14 protein-coding genes are annotated in these 15,212 nt (G+C 56.7%); 9 read left to right on the top strand and 5 right to left on the bottom strand.

All coding sequences use genetic code 11. From position 1 onward, the window contains the following. Nucleotides 1-5: 5 nt before the first annotated feature. Both METLA_RS0107790 and METLA_RS0107785 read right to left on the bottom strand, forming a co-directional pair. On the bottom strand, nucleotides 6-980 hold the full coding sequence (locus METLA_RS0107790; protein WP_024298007.1) for a 2-hydroxyacid dehydrogenase: 975 nt from the start codon (nucleotides 978-980) through the stop codon (nucleotides 6-8). Between the two features lie 68 nt (nucleotides 981-1,048). Continuing rightward, nucleotides 1,049-2,215 (bottom strand): aminotransferase class V-fold PLP-dependent enzyme, encoded by a 1,167-nt coding sequence (locus METLA_RS0107785; protein WP_024298006.1) that lies wholly within the window; start codon nucleotides 2,213-2,215, stop codon nucleotides 1,049-1,051. A 290-nt stretch (nucleotides 2,216-2,505) separates the two neighbouring features. Here METLA_RS0107785 and METLA_RS0107770 point away from each other — a divergent pair, with 290 nt between their 5' ends. The 3 genes from METLA_RS0107770 to sucD are packed head-to-tail and all read left to right on the top strand — an operon-like array spanning nucleotide 2,506 to nucleotide 5,574. After that, nucleotides 2,506-3,456: an HpcH/HpaI aldolase/citrate lyase family protein gene (locus tag METLA_RS0107770; RefSeq protein WP_024298005.1), complete on the top strand. Its 951-nt coding sequence runs from the start codon at nucleotides 2,506-2,508 to the stop codon at nucleotides 3,454-3,456. Between the two features lie 33 nt (nucleotides 3,457-3,489). After that, complete coding sequence (locus tag METLA_RS0107765; RefSeq protein WP_024298004.1) at nucleotides 3,490-4,677, top strand: malate--CoA ligase subunit beta; 1,188 nt, start codon at nucleotides 3,490-3,492, stop codon at nucleotides 4,675-4,677. 9 nt (nucleotides 4,678-4,686) lie between these two features. Next, nucleotides 4,687-5,574, top strand: coding sequence for a succinate--CoA ligase subunit alpha (sucD, locus tag METLA_RS0107760; protein WP_024298003.1), 888 nt, complete (start codon nucleotides 4,687-4,689; stop codon nucleotides 5,572-5,574). Between the two features lie 629 nt (nucleotides 5,575-6,203). On the opposite strand, the gene METLA_RS0107750 is transcribed toward sucD, so the two are convergent. Continuing rightward, entirely contained in the window at nucleotides 6,204-6,845 is a 642-nt protein-coding gene (locus METLA_RS0107750; protein ID WP_024298001.1) for a hypothetical protein, read from the bottom strand. A 49-nt stretch (nucleotides 6,846-6,894) separates the two neighbouring features. On the opposite strand from METLA_RS0107750, the gene METLA_RS0107745 reads away from it, so the two are divergent. Further along, nucleotides 6,895-7,179: a hypothetical protein gene (locus METLA_RS0107745; RefSeq protein ID WP_024298000.1), complete on the top strand. Its 285-nt coding sequence runs from the start codon at nucleotides 6,895-6,897 to the stop codon at nucleotides 7,177-7,179. Nucleotides 7,180-7,189: 10 nt separating this feature from the next. Then, nucleotides 7,190-8,194, top strand: coding sequence for a cytochrome-c peroxidase (locus METLA_RS0107740; protein WP_024297999.1), 1,005 nt, complete (start codon nucleotides 7,190-7,192; stop codon nucleotides 8,192-8,194). 115 nt (nucleotides 8,195-8,309) lie between these two features. On the opposite strand, the gene METLA_RS0107735 is transcribed toward METLA_RS0107740, so the two are convergent. Continuing rightward, a complete protein-coding gene (locus METLA_RS0107735) occupies nucleotides 8,310-9,590 on the bottom strand; it encodes a YfiM family lipoprotein (RefSeq protein WP_024297998.1) in 1,281 nt (426 codons plus the stop codon). Nucleotides 9,591-9,597: 7 nt separating this feature from the next. Then, nucleotides 9,598-11,094, bottom strand: a complete 1,497-nt coding sequence (gene ppx / locus METLA_RS0107730; RefSeq protein WP_024297997.1) for an exopolyphosphatase — start codon at nucleotides 11,092-11,094, stop codon at nucleotides 9,598-9,600. A gap of 140 nt (nucleotides 11,095-11,234) precedes the next feature. On the opposite strand from ppx, the gene METLA_RS0107725 reads away from it, so the two are divergent. The 4 genes from METLA_RS0107725 to oadA all read left to right on the top strand — a co-directional run bounded on the left by METLA_RS0107725 (nucleotide 11,235) and on the right by oadA (nucleotide 15,180). Then, on the top strand, nucleotides 11,235-12,164 hold the full coding sequence (locus METLA_RS0107725; RefSeq protein WP_024297996.1) for an ABC transporter ATP-binding protein: 930 nt from the start codon (nucleotides 11,235-11,237) through the stop codon (nucleotides 12,162-12,164). Further along, the gene (locus tag METLA_RS0107720; protein ID WP_024297995.1) at nucleotides 12,161-12,925 is read left to right on the top strand and encodes an ABC transporter permease; all 765 of its coding nucleotides are present in this window, start codon (nucleotides 12,161-12,163) and stop codon (nucleotides 12,923-12,925) included. The genes METLA_RS0107725 and METLA_RS0107720 overlap by 4 nt, the downstream gene beginning before the upstream one ends. Nucleotides 12,926-13,085: 160 nt before the next feature. After that, nucleotides 13,086-13,313, top strand: a complete 228-nt coding sequence (locus METLA_RS0107715; RefSeq protein WP_024297994.1) for an OadG family protein — start codon at nucleotides 13,086-13,088, stop codon at nucleotides 13,311-13,313. 85 nt (nucleotides 13,314-13,398) lie between these two features. Beyond that, on the top strand, nucleotides 13,399-15,180 hold the full coding sequence (gene oadA / locus METLA_RS0107710; RefSeq protein WP_024297993.1) for a sodium-extruding oxaloacetate decarboxylase subunit alpha: 1,782 nt from the start codon (nucleotides 13,399-13,401) through the stop codon (nucleotides 15,178-15,180). Nucleotides 15,181-15,212 lie beyond the last annotated feature (32 nt).

Below are 15,212 nucleotides of genomic sequence, written 5' to 3'. Positions count from 1 at the left end.
TTTGACTACACCACCCTATCGCGCGGCTCCTGCTCTGCAAAAAACGCCGCAATATTGTCCAGCACTCGGTTGCCCATCGCGACGCGGGTTTCCTCGCTGGCGCTGCCAAGATGAGGCAGTAGCGAGATATTGTCGAGTTCCAGAAAGCCCGGATAAACATTTGGCTCGCCTTCGTAAACATCGAGTCCCGCGCCGCCGATCCAGCCTTCCTTCAGTGCCTTGTACAAGGCCTGATTGTCGACCACATCGCCGCGCGCGGTGTTGATCAAGTGCGCGGACGAGCGCATCTGCTTTAAGCGCTGCTCGTTGATCAGGTGCCGATTTTCGGCGCTGCCTGGGCAATGCATGGAGACAAAATCGGCCTGGCTCAACAGTTCCTCGATCGTCGCGCAACGGGTTGCCTGAACGTCGTCGATGCTGTCCTGCGCCGGGGCATTGCGCGGCGTATAGAACAGGATTTTCATGCCGAAGCCGTGATGCGCTTTCCTGGCCGTCGCCTGCGCGATCCGGCCGAAGCCGATCAGGCCGAGCGTCTTGCCGGTCACTTTTTGGCCGAGCAGTTGGGTCGGGCACCAGCCGGTCCATTGGCCGCTGCGCACCAGGCGTTCACCTTCGGAGGCGCGGCGGGCCGACATCAGCAGCAACAGCATTGCAATATCGGCCGTGCAGTCGGTCAACACGCCGGGCGTATTGGTCACGACCAGGCCTTCTTCCTTCGCGCTCGCAATGTCGATATTGTTATAGCCGACGCCGAAATTGCCGATGATCCTGGCGCGCTTGTCCGGCACGCGCAGAATGTCGGCCGTGATCGGATCGGTGACGGTCGGCAGCAGGGCATCGGCGGTTTGCAGGGCCAATTTCAAGGCGTTGGCCGTCATCGGTACGTCGGTCTCGTTCAGCGTGACGTCGTACAGTTCCTTGAGTTTGGCTTCGACTTCCGCCGGCCATCTGCGGGTCACGACGACTTTGGGTTTGCTCATGGCATCCTCTCGAAATGAAGGTCAAGCAGCGGAGGCCGGGTTGCATGCAACCCGGCCTTGCCGCTTTATTACTTCGCAGTCGAACGGTAATATTCGACCGCCGCGCCGACGCCGCTGCCCGGCTTGATGTCGAAGCCGCTGTCGAGCATCGCCATTTCGACGCCGGCGAACGCGCCGAGCATCGAGACGTCGTTCATGTCGCCGACATGGCCGATGCGGAATACCTTGCCGGACAATTCGGACAGGCCCGCGCCGAGCGAGATATTGTATTTTTTGAACGCGGTGCCGATCACGTCGCGGGCATCCTTGCCTTCGGGCACGACGACCGCCGAGACGGTATCGGATTCGAAACCGGGGTGAGCGCACAATTGCAGGCCCCAGGCCGCAATCGCTCTGCGGGTACCTTCGGCGAGGCGGTGATGGCGCGCATAGACATTGTCCATGCCTTCTTCGAGCAACAGGTCCAGCGCCTTGCGCAAGCCGTACAGAATCGGCAGCGCCGGGGTATAAGGCGTGTAGCCGTCCTTATTCTGGTTCATCTGGTCGCGCAGATCCAGGAAGCAGCGCGGGTATTTGCTGGTTTCGGTCGCTTTCAATGCTTTTTCGCTGAAGCACAGGAAGGCGCCGCCGGCCGGCAGCATGAAGCCTTTTTGCGAGCCGCTGATCGCGCCGTCGACGCCCCAGTCGTCCATCCGGAAATTCAGGCTGGCGATCGAGCTGACGCCGTCAACGAACAAAAACGCAGGATGGCTTGCCGCATCCAGGGCTTTGCGGACGCCGCCGATGTCGCTGGTCACGCCGGTCGCGGTTTCGTTGTGCGTCGCCAAGACCGCCTTGATTTCGTGATTCTTGTCTTCCTTCAGGCGCGCTTCCAGCTTGTCCAGAGGAATGCCCTTGCCCCAGGTTTCCTGATGGATCTCGACATCAAAGCCTAAGCGTTTCGCCATTTCAGCCCACAGGTGGCTGAATTGGCCGAAACGGTAAATCAGGACTTTGTCGCCCGGATTCAGCGTGTTGGTCAGTGCGATTTCCCAGCCGGCGGTGCCGGTGGCAGGGAAAATGAAGCATTGGCCATTTTCGGTGCGGAAGATTTTTTTCATGTCTTCGAGCAGCGGCTTGAACAGGGTCGGGAATTTGGGCGAGCGATGGTCTTCCATCGGCGCGTGCATCGCGCTCAAGACTTCGTGAGGAACGTTGGTAGGGCCTGGAATATAAAGGTGGTTGCGACCAGCCATGGATTTGCCTCGTCAGGGTGGTAAGGTGATAAAAACAGAGATCGACGCTGGGCGTCAAAACTCAAAAACCGCCAATGATGACATACTGGGCCGCAATCAGCAATAGCCGATGCGCAGCCTGAGTCCAGCTGTCCTGGGCTTCGAGTCCCTGAGCAATAGCGTTAATCATTGACATTGAATTCTCCGAAAGTAAAATGGCGGATTTATTTGTTGATGACCGAAGTCACCGGATGCGATGAGTCATTCGGCCGGATCATTTTGTTTAAAGCAAGCACAGGCAGGTAGCTAAAATGAGTCACACTTTATATACGGCGTCGGTACAGCGCGTTCAACGCTGCGAACTGGCAGTTCCCGGTTCCAATCCCGGCATGTTCGAAAAAGCTTTGAAAAGCGGTGTGGACTTCATTTTTCTCGATCTGGAAGATGCGGTCGCGCCCGACGACAAATTGCAGGCGCGCAAGAATGTGATCGAAGCGATCAACGATCTGGACTGGAAAGGCCACGGCATTACCTTGTCGGTGCGGATCAACGGTCTGGATACCCAGTACATGGTGCGCGACGTGGTCGACCTGGTCGAACAGGCCGGCGCCAAGATCGACACGATCCTGATCCCGAAGGTCGGCGTTTACGGCGATGTGTACATGGTCGAGGCGATGCTGAACCAGCTGGAAATGCAGCAAGGGCTCAAAAACAAGATCGGCATCGAAGCGTTGATCGAAACCGCGCTCGGCATGGCCAATGTCGAAGACATCGCCAGACAAGGCGCCTTGGGTCGCCTGGAAGCGCTGCATTTCGGCGTCGCCGATTATGCGGCCAGCAACCGCGCGCGCACGGTCAATATCGGCGGCCTGAATCCGGATTATCCGGGCGACCAGTGGCATGCGGCGATCAGCCGGATGACCGTGGCCTGCCGTGCTTACGGCCTGCGTCCGATCGACGGGCCGTTCGGCGATCTGAAAGACCCGGAAGGTTTCAGACAGGCCGCACGGCGCGCCGCCGCGCTCGGCTGCGAAGGCAAGTGGGCGATCCATCCGTCGCAAATCGAACTGGCCAATGAGGTCTTTACCCCGCCGGCCGCCGAAGTCGAAAAGGCCAAACGCATTCTGGTGGCCTTGCAGGAAGCGGCCGCTCAAGGCAAAGGCGCGGCCTCGCTGGACGGACGCCTGATCGATGCGGCCTCCGAAAGAATGGCGAACAATGTCGTAAGAGCGGCCGAAGCGATTGCCGCGAAAACCAAATAACAACAGCGAACAAGAACTGAAGAGGCAACAGTCGTGGATATTCATGAGTATCAGGCGAAAGAAATTTTACAGGGCTACGGCGTAAAGATCGCCGAGGGCGGCCTGGCGTACAGCCCGGAAGACGCGGTACAGCGCGCCCGCGAAATCGGCGGTCATCTGTGGGTGGTCAAGGCGCAGATTCATTCAGGCGCGCGCGGCAAGGCCGGCGGTATCAAGATCTGCAAGAGCCATGACGAAGTCGAGGCGGCCGCGGACAGCCTGCTCGGCAAACGTCTGCGTACGCATCAGACCGGCCCTGCCGGCAAGGTCTGCAACCGCCTGTATATCGAGGCGGGCACTGACATCGCGAAGGAACTGTATTTCTGCCTGCTGGTCGATCGCAGCGCCGAGCGAATCGTGATGATCGGTTCGGCCGAGGGCGGCATGGACATCGAGGAGCTGGCGAAGACCCGGCCCGAGGCGATCACCAAGATTTACATCGAACCGGCGGTCGGCCTGCTCGACTATCAGGCGCGCGAAATGGCCTTCGCGTTGGGCCTGGATGCCGAAATCATCAGTCACGCGGTCAAGACCATCAAGGGCTGCTACAAGGCGCTGCGCGAGAACGATTGCAGCATGCTCGAAATCAATCCGCTGGTGATTACCCGCAGCAACGAGCTGATTGCATTGGACGCGAAGATGGGCTTCGATGACAACGCCCTGTTCCGGCAGCTGAAAATTGCCGAACTGCGCGACAAAACCCAGGAAGATCCGCGCGAAATGGCGGCGGCCGATCGCGGCTTGAGCTATGTCGGCCTCGACGGCGATATCGGTTGCATGATCAACGGCGCGGGCCTCGCGATGGCGACGATGGACATGATCAAGCTGGCCGGCGGCGAACCTGCGAACTTTCTCGACGTCGGCGGCGGCGCCTCCGCGGAGCGTACCGAAAAAGCCTTCCGCCTGGTGTTGGCCGACAAGAACGTGAAAGCGATGCTGGTCAATATCTTTGCCGGCATCAACCGCTGCGACTGGATCGCCGAGGGCGTCGTGCATGCGGTCAAGAAAATCGACATGCAGGTGCCGTTGATCGTGCGCCTGTCCGGCACCCATGTCGAGGAAGGTCAACGCATCATCAGAGAAAGCGGCCTGCCGATCATTACCGCCGACACGTTGGCCGAGGCGGCAGAGAAAGCAGTGCAGGCGCGTAATCAGGCGGTCGCGAAAGCCGCGCAAGCATAAGGAATCAAGATGGCAATTTTTATCAACGAAAACACACGCATCATCGTTCAGGGCTTCACCGGCAAGATCGGCTCGTTTCATGCCGAAGACATGATTAAATACGGCTCCAATGTCGTCGGCGGCGTGACGCCGGGCAAGGGCGGCCAAACCCATCTGGGCCGGCCGGTGTTCAATACGGTCAAGGAAGCGGTGCAAAAAGCCGGCGCGGAAGCCAGCATCGTGTTCGTGCCGCCGGCTTTCGCGGCCGATTCGATCATGGAAGCGGCCGACGCGGGCATTAAATATTGCGTTTCGATCACCGACGGCATCCCGACCCAGGACATGATGCAGGTCAAAAATTTTCTGCGCCGTTTTCCGAAAGAAGAACGCATGATCCTGACCGGCCCGAACTGCGCCGGCACGATCAGCCCCGGCCGCTCGATGCTCGGCATCATGCCTGGCCATATCTACATGCAGGGCAACGTCGGCATCGTCGGCCGTTCCGGTACCTTGGGTTATGAAGCGGCCGACCAGATGAAACGCCTCGGCATCGGCGTCTCGACCTCGGTCGGCATCGGCGGCGACCCGATCAACGGCTCATCGCACCGCGATATTCTCGAACAATTCGAGCAAGATCCCGAGACCAAGGTCGTGCTGATGATCGGCGAAATCGGCGGCCCGCAAGAAGTCGAAGCCGGCCTGTTCGCGAAAGAACACATGACCAAGCCGGTCATCGCCTATATCGCGGGCCTGACCGCGCCGGAAGGTCGCCGCATGGGTCATGCCGGCGCGATCATTTCCTCGGCCGGCGAAGGCGCGGCCGAAAAAGTCGCGATGTTGAGGGAACTCGGCGTCACGATCTGCCCGACGCCGGCGGCGATGGGTGCGACCGTGGCCGAGGTGTTGGCGAAGCTGTAAGATACGGGGCATTGGCAAGCGCGGGCATGGATGTTTTTTCGCCCGTCTGAGCTGTAAATCAGCCGTTTTTTCTTTGTCATTGTTTGAGCTCGGTTTTGCTTCGCTTGTGGTTGCGACAGACGCACTTTATCTCGAAAGGTTCTAGTAATGCCTTTATGGATTTGGTATGTTATCGCCTGCTATGACCCTGGAAAGGGGTAGCGATTCATAAAAAAATAACTTCTAGGATATCAAGTATGAAAAATTTGAAAATCATTGCAGCAGGTATTGTGAGTCTGGCGTTGTTGGCGGGTTGCCAAAAGACTGAAGAAAAAGCAGCTGAAGGCGCATCTCAGCCTGCAGCGGCGGGTGCTCAGGGCGAAGCGGGCGCTCCGGGTGCGGCGGGTGCTCCGGGTGCGGCGGGCGCTCAGGGCGCTCAGGGCGAGGCGGGTGCTCCGGGTGCTCCGGGTGCTCCGGGTGCTCCGGGTGCGGCAGCTCCAGTCGCTGAGCCAGCGCCAGAAGCAGCACCTAAATAAGCACGCTAGCTTCTGATCTAGAAGAAAGGAATGCCGGGCCAATCGTTGTTGCCCCGGCATTTTTTTTGCTTTCTGGGCTCCTATCCAATCACCGCTTTAGGCAATATAGCTCGATTACAGCCAGTAAACCGGCAGGGTGATCAGGACCGCCAATGCCCATAGGCAACTGCTTAGCAGAGAAAGGGTCGTGATCGCGATGAAGAGCGGATTGGCCAACAGCATTGCATTCAACGCCGTATTTCTCAGCTCCACGGATTCATTCAACAGCGATTTCACGTCTTTGAGTTTGCCGCTTAACGCAAACCCGTCGCGTAAGCGTTTACCCAGCGCGAACAGATCGGTCACGCCCTTACGGGCCGTATTCAAGTCATTTAGCTGAAGATTTTTATCCTGAATTTGCCCCCGGAGTTTTTCCTGGAATTGCTGGTATTCAGAAAACTTGTTTTCGGAGGTTTGTAAAAAATCAATGATCTTTTTAGGTAGGGCGATGATTTCCCGCAAGCTCAGGAAGAGCTTGGTAAAGCACAGCGCGGGCAGGGCGGTGAGTAAAAAAATGAAACCAAGCAATGCATAAGATAGCGAAAAAGTCTGCGCGCTGAAGAAGGTCAGCCATAGCGCGGATGTGAAGTTGGTCAGAATCAGGGCAAGGACGCTAGTCAGCGATCGTTCGGCGATGATGACCGGAAGCCGCAATGCGTCGAGCAGGCGTTTGAGGGTTTGTCTGGATTCAGGCGGGTTTTCTACAAGCGGATTCATCAAGACATCTCCATTCCGAAAAACCGGAAGAATACTACCGTCATAACTCATGCGCAAGTGGCTCGGCGGTCGTTTACGCAACATGATCGGGCTTGCCAGCTTTGCTGAGGCCAAAATAGCGGCTGAATGGAGCCGAGTGCGGTTTTACACGGAAATGAATGCCGGCCGCGTCAACGAAGCGTTGCTTACAAGTGGCGATAGGGTTATATTTAGCGCGCTGGCTGACTTCGTTCAAGGAAAGGCGCCGATGCCTCGCGTCTCGGCTTTATCTCTCTGTTTTTTCAAGATCATCAGCAATGAAGTCTTGCTATACCAAATAACTAAAAACAACTAGGAGGATCATCATGTTTAAATTACGTGCGCTGGCGACGGCGCTGGCTTTAGCGAGTTCTGTTTCAGTGGCTTGGGCGCTCGAAGCATTGCCGACCGAGGCGCCTGCTCCGGCCGACAATCCGACCACCGAAACCAAGGTCGAACTGGGTAAACAGCTCTATCACGACCCGCGTTTGTCATCCACCGGCACCGTGGCTTGCGCTTCCTGCCACAATACGATGCTGGGCGGCGAAGACAACCGGCCGAATTCTATGGGCGTGAACGGTCAAACCGGAGGCCGCAGCGCGCCGACGGTCTGGAATGCGGCCTTCAACAAGGTGCAGTTCTGGGACGGACGTGCGGCCAGCCTCGAAGATCAAGCGGCAGGACCCGTGACCAATCCGATCGAGATGGGCATGAAGAGCTGGGATGATGTGGTGGCCCGCTTGAAGACGATCGAAGGTTACCAAGAGGCTTTTGCCACCGCATTCCCGGGCGGCGAGATTTCCAAGGATACCGCGACCAAGGCGATCGCCGCTTATGAAAGAACGTTGATTACCCCGAACAGCGCTTACGACAAATATGCCGGCGGCGATACCTCGGCGCTGACCGAACAGCAGATTCGCGGCATGAACAAGGCGGTGGAACTCGGTTGCACCAGTTGCCATAGCGGACCGGCATTCAACGGCGGCGGTGCGTTCCAGAAGTTCCCTGTGCATGAAAACGGTTATTTCGAAGCGCAATATCATTTCATGAAAGACAAGGGCGTCGCCGAAGTCTCGAAGAATCCGGCCGACGAACATTTGTTCAAAGTGCCGACATTGCGTAACGTCGCGTTGACCGCGCCTTATTTCCACAACGGTTCGGTCAAATCGCTGGACCAAGCGGTCAAGGTGATGGCTAAACTGCAATTGGACAAGGATTTGGCGAAGGGCGACGTGGATGATATCGTTGCTTTCCTGAATGCGCTGACCGGCGAGTTCCCGAAACAAACGATGCCGCATCTGCCAGGCACGCCAGGCAAAACGTTCAATTAATAAGCGTCCTTATTGGGGCAGGACGGGGGGTATACCCCCCGTCCTCTACGTTTCAACACGCGAAGTCATTTTAGCAGCACAACCTGAACGTTGTTTTTCCGTCGAGGTGAATTTTTTACTTTTCGCTTTGAATCTGATAAATCGACAGCGCCGCGATGCGGGCGTCAATTTCTTTCGATATCTTTTGATATTCCGGACTGTTGATCGTCCCGAAACGCGCCTTGAACTCGGCGGCATCCATTTTTTCCGGCAGGTCTCTCGGATCCGGCATGAATTCGCTGTAGCTGCGGATGCCGGACATCGCTTTTTGAATCCGCCGTGCATTTTCCGGCGTCGAAGTCGCGATTTCACCGAAGCGGGTGCCGGCCTTGTCGGCGGCCAGATCGATGAAGCTAAAACCGCTGCCCCCGTCCGCATCGCTCAATTCCTTTTGTTCGCCCATCACTTTGGCCAGCTTACTGTTCACCGAGGCGGTCAATGCGGCGGCGCCGATGAAATGTTGCGCCAAATCGATGCGCTTATACATAAAGGGGGAATATTGGGGTTTGCCGGTCGATGTGGCGCCGGAAACGGCGAGTAGTTTGGGGATTTCCTGCTTGTTCACATAATCGTTGACGGTAAAAATGACCAGGCGATTCTCTTCGATCGCGTTGTCCGGCGTCGAGCGATTTAACGCCAGTTGAAACATCGGCTGTAATAATTCGGCAAGCGACAGCCGCCATTCGGGGTCGTGATTCGCGACGATTTCCGCCAGTTTTTGTTGATAGACGGTCTGTGCCGGGTTGGCGCTGCTGTCGGAGAGGAAATTGCGCGCCTGCCTGAGCGTTTCGGCGCTCGAATAGTAGGTGATCGTGACTTTTTCCTGATCGATTGCGACCGCTTTGATCGGTTGGGTCGCCAAAATATAATATTCCCGCAGTTGGGTATTCTGGATCACGCGCTGGATGACCCAGGCCGCGAATCTGGCCGGCAATAGCAGTTTGCCGACCTTAAACTTGGTGATGCCGGGCAGTTCGTAGATCGAGTCGTTGCCGAGCCGGAAACTGATGTTCAGGAATTTGCCGAGGCTATTGTCCGGCAAGGTCACCGTTACATTGAAACGCAGCTTATTGTCTTTCAGCTGAATGTAGACCGCGCTTTTCCAGTAGCGGTTTAGCAGATAATTGCCGGCCAGATTCAGGTCGCTCTCGGTCAATTCGATCGTGCCGAGTTCATACGGCTTGATTTGCGCGCCTTCGTGCAGGATCTTCTTTGCGCGGGCGATGTCGTCGTGGGTCAGCTCCCAGCCGAGACCGATCACTTCGGGTTTGTTGCCGACGCCGAATAACACGATCGCGACGCACAGTGCCGCGACCGTTAACAGGCTGTAGGCAAACAGACGCAGTAGCAATTTCATCGGGGCATCAGGAGAAATCCAGCTTGAAACCGCCTTGTTTGAGATAGTCGGCTTCCTGCTGCAAATCGGCATGGGTCAGCGGCGATTCGTCCAACCAGTTTTGCGGGAAAGTCAGGCGAACCTTCGATTTTTCGATCGCAATCCTGAATTCCGGAAGGTCTGCGTCAAACCGGTTGCGGCGCAGCAGCACTGCGATCCGCAAAATGATGCTCAGATACGGCGCCAGCTCGGTCCAGGGCGCCGGCAAGTTGGCGAACAGCGAGCGCACAAACTTGCGCCGGTGCGTTCTGACGAGGGTCGCCAACAGGATTTGATCCTGCCGCGAAAAGCCGGCCAGATCGCCGTTTTCGATGATATAGGCGCTGTGTTTGTGATAGCCGCTGTGCGCGATGTCGCGGCCGATTTCGTGCAAATCGGCGGCCCAGTCGAGGTATTGGGTGATCGTGTCGTTGTCGATCGGCGTCGTATTGCTCAACTGCGGCAGCATGTAAGCGATCGTCTGTTTGACGCGGGCGGCATGCGGCTTGTCGGTATGGTAGCGTTCCGCCCAGTTGTGCACGGTGGCGGCACGAATGTCGTCATCGAATATACGGCCCATCAGATCCTGGATCAGGCCTTCGCGCAAGGCGCCGTCGGAGACGATCATCTGGTCGATGCCGAGGATTTTGAAGGTCGCATAAACGATCGCGACGCCGCCCGGAAACACCGGCAGGCGCTCGGGGTTAAGATCGGGCAGTTTCAGGTCGTCAACATGATTGCAACGACCGATATGCGCGGCCAGTTGCTCGAGGCCTTCCAGCGTGATGCCGTTCTTGCTCCAGTTTTTCAGCTTCAACACTTTATCGATTGCGCGCAAGGTGCCCGAGGCGCCGATCGCCTTATCCCATTTATTGCGCCGGAAGGTTTGCTGGAACGGCTCCAGTTGCTGCTCGGCGAATAGCACCGCCTGCGCGAACGCATTTTTGGACAGCTTGCCGTTTTTGAAAAACAGGTTGCTGAGCGTCACGCAGCCCATGTGCAGGCTTTCCTTTTCATGGGGCGCATTGCCCGAGCCGAGGATGTATTCGGTGCTGCCGCCGCCGATGTCCATTACCAGGCGGGTGCCGCCGTTGCCGCCCAGGCTGTAGGCGACGCCCAAATAAATCAGGCGCGCTTCCTCGATGCCCGAGATGATGTCGATCGGGTGATTGAGGGCCTGTTCGGCCTTGCTCAGAAATTCCTGCGCATTGGTGGCGATGCGCAAGGTGTTCGTGCCGACCGCGCGCACGCTGCCGGGCGGAAAATTGCGCACCCGCTGGCCGAATTTTTCCAGGCAGGCCAGCGCCCGGGCCTGGGTTTCACTATCGAGGGTATCGTTTTTGTCCAGGCCAGAGGCCAGTCTGACCATCTCGCGGATCCGGTCCTGGATTTGCAGTTTGCCGTCCTTCAGGCTGCATACGATCATGTGAAAGCTGTTCGAGCCGAGATCAACGGCAGCAACCACTTCGGGTAATGTTTTTGGCACGGGCTATCCGGTTAAGTCAACAGAATGGTTTCAAATCTGATAAAATTGCACGGTTTTTGCTTGTTGTTTTTATCGTGTTTAAATTCCACCAGCGCCTAATTTAACTGATTTGAAGGGTTTCGTTAAGTAATAGTTTGCTTATGAATGCATTATCGATACGTAATCTCCGCAAAATTTATAATAACGGGTTTGAGGCTTTGAAAGGCATCGAACTGGATGTCGAAGCGGGCGATTTTTTTGCGCTCTTGGGGCCGAACGGGGCGGGCAAATCGACCGCGATCGGCATCATCAGCTCGTTGGTCAACGCGAGCAGCGGTTCGGTCAGCATCTTCGGGCACGATTTGCAGAAGGAGCGCGACCAGGCCAAAAATTGTATCGGCCTGGTGCCGCAGGAAGTCAATTTCAATCAATTTGAAACGGTCAAAAATATTCTGCTGAACCAAGCCGGCTATTATGGCGTGCCGCGCAAGCTGGCGCTTGCCCGAACCGAAAAATGCCTGAAGCAGATGGAGCTTTGGGACAAGCGCGACACCGTGTCGCGGCGTTTGTCCGGCGGCATGAAGCGCCGGGTGATGATCGCGCGCGCGATGGTGCACGATCCGAAGCTGTTGATCCTCGATGAGCCGACCGCCGGGGTCGATATCGAGATTCGCCGCTCGATGTGGAATCTGATGCGCGAGGTCAACGAACAGGGCACCACGATCATCTTGACCACGCATTATCTCGAAGAAGCGGAAAGCCTGTGCCGGAACATCGCGATCATCGATCAGGGCCGCATCGTCGAGCATTCGGATATGGTCGGTCTCTTGGCGCGTCTGAACATCGATCATTTCCTGCTCGACCTGGAAGCGCCGCTCGATGCCGCGCCGGTGATCGACGGCGTGCAGATCGAGCGGGTGTCCGAGCGGCTGCTGAATGTCGGCGTGCCGAAAGCGTTCGGGCTGAATCAGTTGTTTAGCCGGCTCAGCGAGCTCGGGATCCAGGTGATTAGCCTGAAGAACAAATCGAATCGGCTCGAGCAGTTGTTTCTGGATTTGATCAATGCGAATACGCCAGGAGACAAACGATGAATTACGGTATTGCCTTTCGCACGCTCGCGGTCAAGGAAATCCACCGCTTTTTTCGTATCTGGCCGCAGACCTTGCTGCCGCCGGCGATTACGACCGCGTTGTATTTTCTGATTTTCGGCAAACTGATCGGCGGCAGGATCGGCACGGTCAATGGCGCCAGCTACATCGATTATATCGTGCCCGGCATCATCCTGATGTCGGTGATCAGTCATTCGTATTCCAATGTCGTGTCGTCGTTTTATTCGACCAAATTTCAGCACCACATCGAGGAGCTCTTGGTCGCGCCGGTGCCGAATTGGGTGATTCTGGGCGGCTATGTGTCCGGCGGCATCGTGCGCGGGCTTTCGGTCGGCGTCGTGGTCGCGCTGATTTCGCTGCTGTTCGCGCAAATCAGCGTACACAATGTCACGATCTGTCTGGCGATCGCGGTGCTGACTGCGACGTTGTTCTCGTTGGCCGGATTCATCAACGCGGTATTCGCGGAAAGCTTCGACGATATTTCGATCATTCCGAACTTCATTCTGACCCCGCTCAGCTATCTCGGCGGCGTGTTTTTCTCGGTCGATATGCTGGCCGGAATCTGGCAGACGATCGCGATGGGCAATCCGATTCTATATATGGTCAATGCCTTTCGTTACGGCATGATCGGCGTGACCGATATCGACATCATCCTGGCTTTTGAGATGACCTGCGGATTTATCGCGTTGCTGATTTTGTTCAGTCTTTATTTGCTGCACAAAGGAGTCGGCATTAAAAATTAACGCGAGGCCGCGGGTAACAAAATCGTTTTGACGAGTGGGCGTTCTTTCGCGCTTTGCCGCGATTAATTTAAGGGGGGGCTCATCTTTCGTTTGTTTACCGGCAGGGATTTAGGGATAATGCAGTCCAAATGACTAAAGTTTTTGAACAAGGTAACGCTTTATGGCAGAACTGATGAGCCGCGGTGTTGAATTGATGATTGTCGGTATGGGCATCGTCTTTTTGTTTTTGGCGTTGTTGGTCGTCGCGATCAATACGATGTCGTCGCTGATTCAACGTTTTTTTCCGGAGCAGCCTAAAGCCGCGAATGTTGCTAAAATTGACTCGGATAAGGCGACCGTGGCCGCCATTACCGCCGCCGTGCACCAATATCGAAGCAAAAACAGGTAAAATGGAACGTAATTTGCTTAATGACTTTTGATGGCCCGCTGAGGTCATCTATTCAAATTTTAAGGATTCTGGAGAAAATTTAAGAATGGCAAAAGAGAAGATCAAGCCTTTGTCGATCACCGAAGTCGCGCTGCGCGACGCGCATCAGTCGCTTTTTGCGACCCGGATGCGTATCGAGGACATGCTGCCGATTTGCGAAAAACTTGATCAGGTAGGCTATTGGTCGGTCGAGTCCTGGGGCGGCGCGACTTTTGATGCCTGCATTCGGTATCTTGGCGAAGATCCGTGGGAAAGGTTGCGCCTGTTAAAGGCCGCGATGCCGAACACGCGCCAGCAAATGTTGCTGCGCGGGCAGAATCTGCTCGGCTACCGGCATTTTGCGGACGATGTGGTCGATAAATTCATCGAACGCAGCGCGGTCAACGGCATCGATGTGTTCCGTATCTTCGATGCGATGAATGACATGCGCAACATCGAACATGCGGTCAAGGCGGTGCTCAGAACCGATGCGCACGCGCAGGGCACCATTTCTTATACGACGAGCCCGGCGCATACCCTCGATTCGTGGGTCGTTCTCGGCAAACAGATCGAAGACATGGGCGCGCACTCGATCTGCATCAAGGACATGGCGGGCCTGTTGAAGCCTTATGAAGCGTTTGAACTGGTTTCGCGCCTGAAAAAGAGCACGTCGCTGCCGGTACATCTGCATTGCCATGCGACCACCGGTTTGAGCGTGCCGAGCCTGCTGAAGGCGGCCGAGGCCGGCGTCGATAATGTCGATACGGCCATTTCACCGCTCAGCATGACTTATAGCCATAGCCCGACCGAAACGATCGTGGCGAGTCTCGAAGGCACCGAGCGTGCGACCGGACTGGATTTGGCCAAGCTGGAAGAAATTTCCGCGTATTTCCGCGACATCCGCAAGAAATACGTGCAATTTGAAGGCAGCCTGAAAGGCGTCGACAGCCGCATTTTGATCTCGCAAGTGCCGGGCGGCATGCTGACCAATATGGAAAGCCAGTTGAAAGAGCAGGGCGCCGCCGACAAGTTTGACGAGGTGATGCACGAAATTCCGCGCGTGCGCGAGGATTTGGGCTTCATCCCGCTGGTCACGCCGACTTCGCAGATCGTCGGTACGCAAGCGGTGCTGAATGTGATCAGCGGCGAGCGTTATAAAACGATTACCCGGGAAACCGCGGGCCTGTTGAAAGGCGAATACGGCGCGACGCCGGCGCCGGTCAACAAGCAGCTGCAGGAGCGCGTGCTCGAAGGCGGCACCCCGATCACCTGCCGTCCCGCCGATCTGATCGCGCCGGAAATGGACAAATTGGTTGCCGAACTGAAGGACAAGGCCAAGAAAGAAGGCGTCAAACTGGCGCCACACGTCGAAGAAGATGTCTTGATCAATGCGATGTTCAATCAGGTCGGCTGGAAATTTCTGGCCAACCGCGGCAATCCTGCCGCATTTGAAGCCGCGCCGACCGGTGAAGCGATTGAGCCGGCTGCGGCGAAGGGCGACAAGGCTGCGCAGGCGGTCGAATCGTATGTGGTCAATGTCGACGGCAGAAACTTCAATGTGGTCGTGGGGCCCGGCGGCGCCGGCCTGACGATCGAACCGGCCGCGCAACCGATCGTGGTGCCGCAGCCGGGCAGTAGCGGCGCGGTGGTCGAAGCGCCGATGGCTGGCAACATCCTGAAAATTCTGGTCAGTCAGGGCAGCGTGGTGGCGGCCGGCGAAGTGGTCGTGATCATGGAAGCGATGAAGATGGAGACCGAAGTGCGCTCCAAGTTCGCGGGCGTCGTCAGCGCGGTTCACGTGAAGGAAGGCGGCGGTGTCGCCGGGGGCGATGCGCTGGTTACCTTATGATGTCTGGAGGCTGCCAATAGGCATGCAGGCGC

The sequence above is a fragment of the Methylomicrobium lacus LW14 genome (assembly GCF_000527095.1).
Classification (GTDB): Bacteria; Pseudomonadota; Gammaproteobacteria; order Methylococcales; family Methylomonadaceae; genus Methylomicrobium; species Methylomicrobium lacus.
The sequence above is the reverse complement of the archived record's forward strand: the minus strand, read 5'-3'. Positions and strand labels throughout refer to the sequence as shown.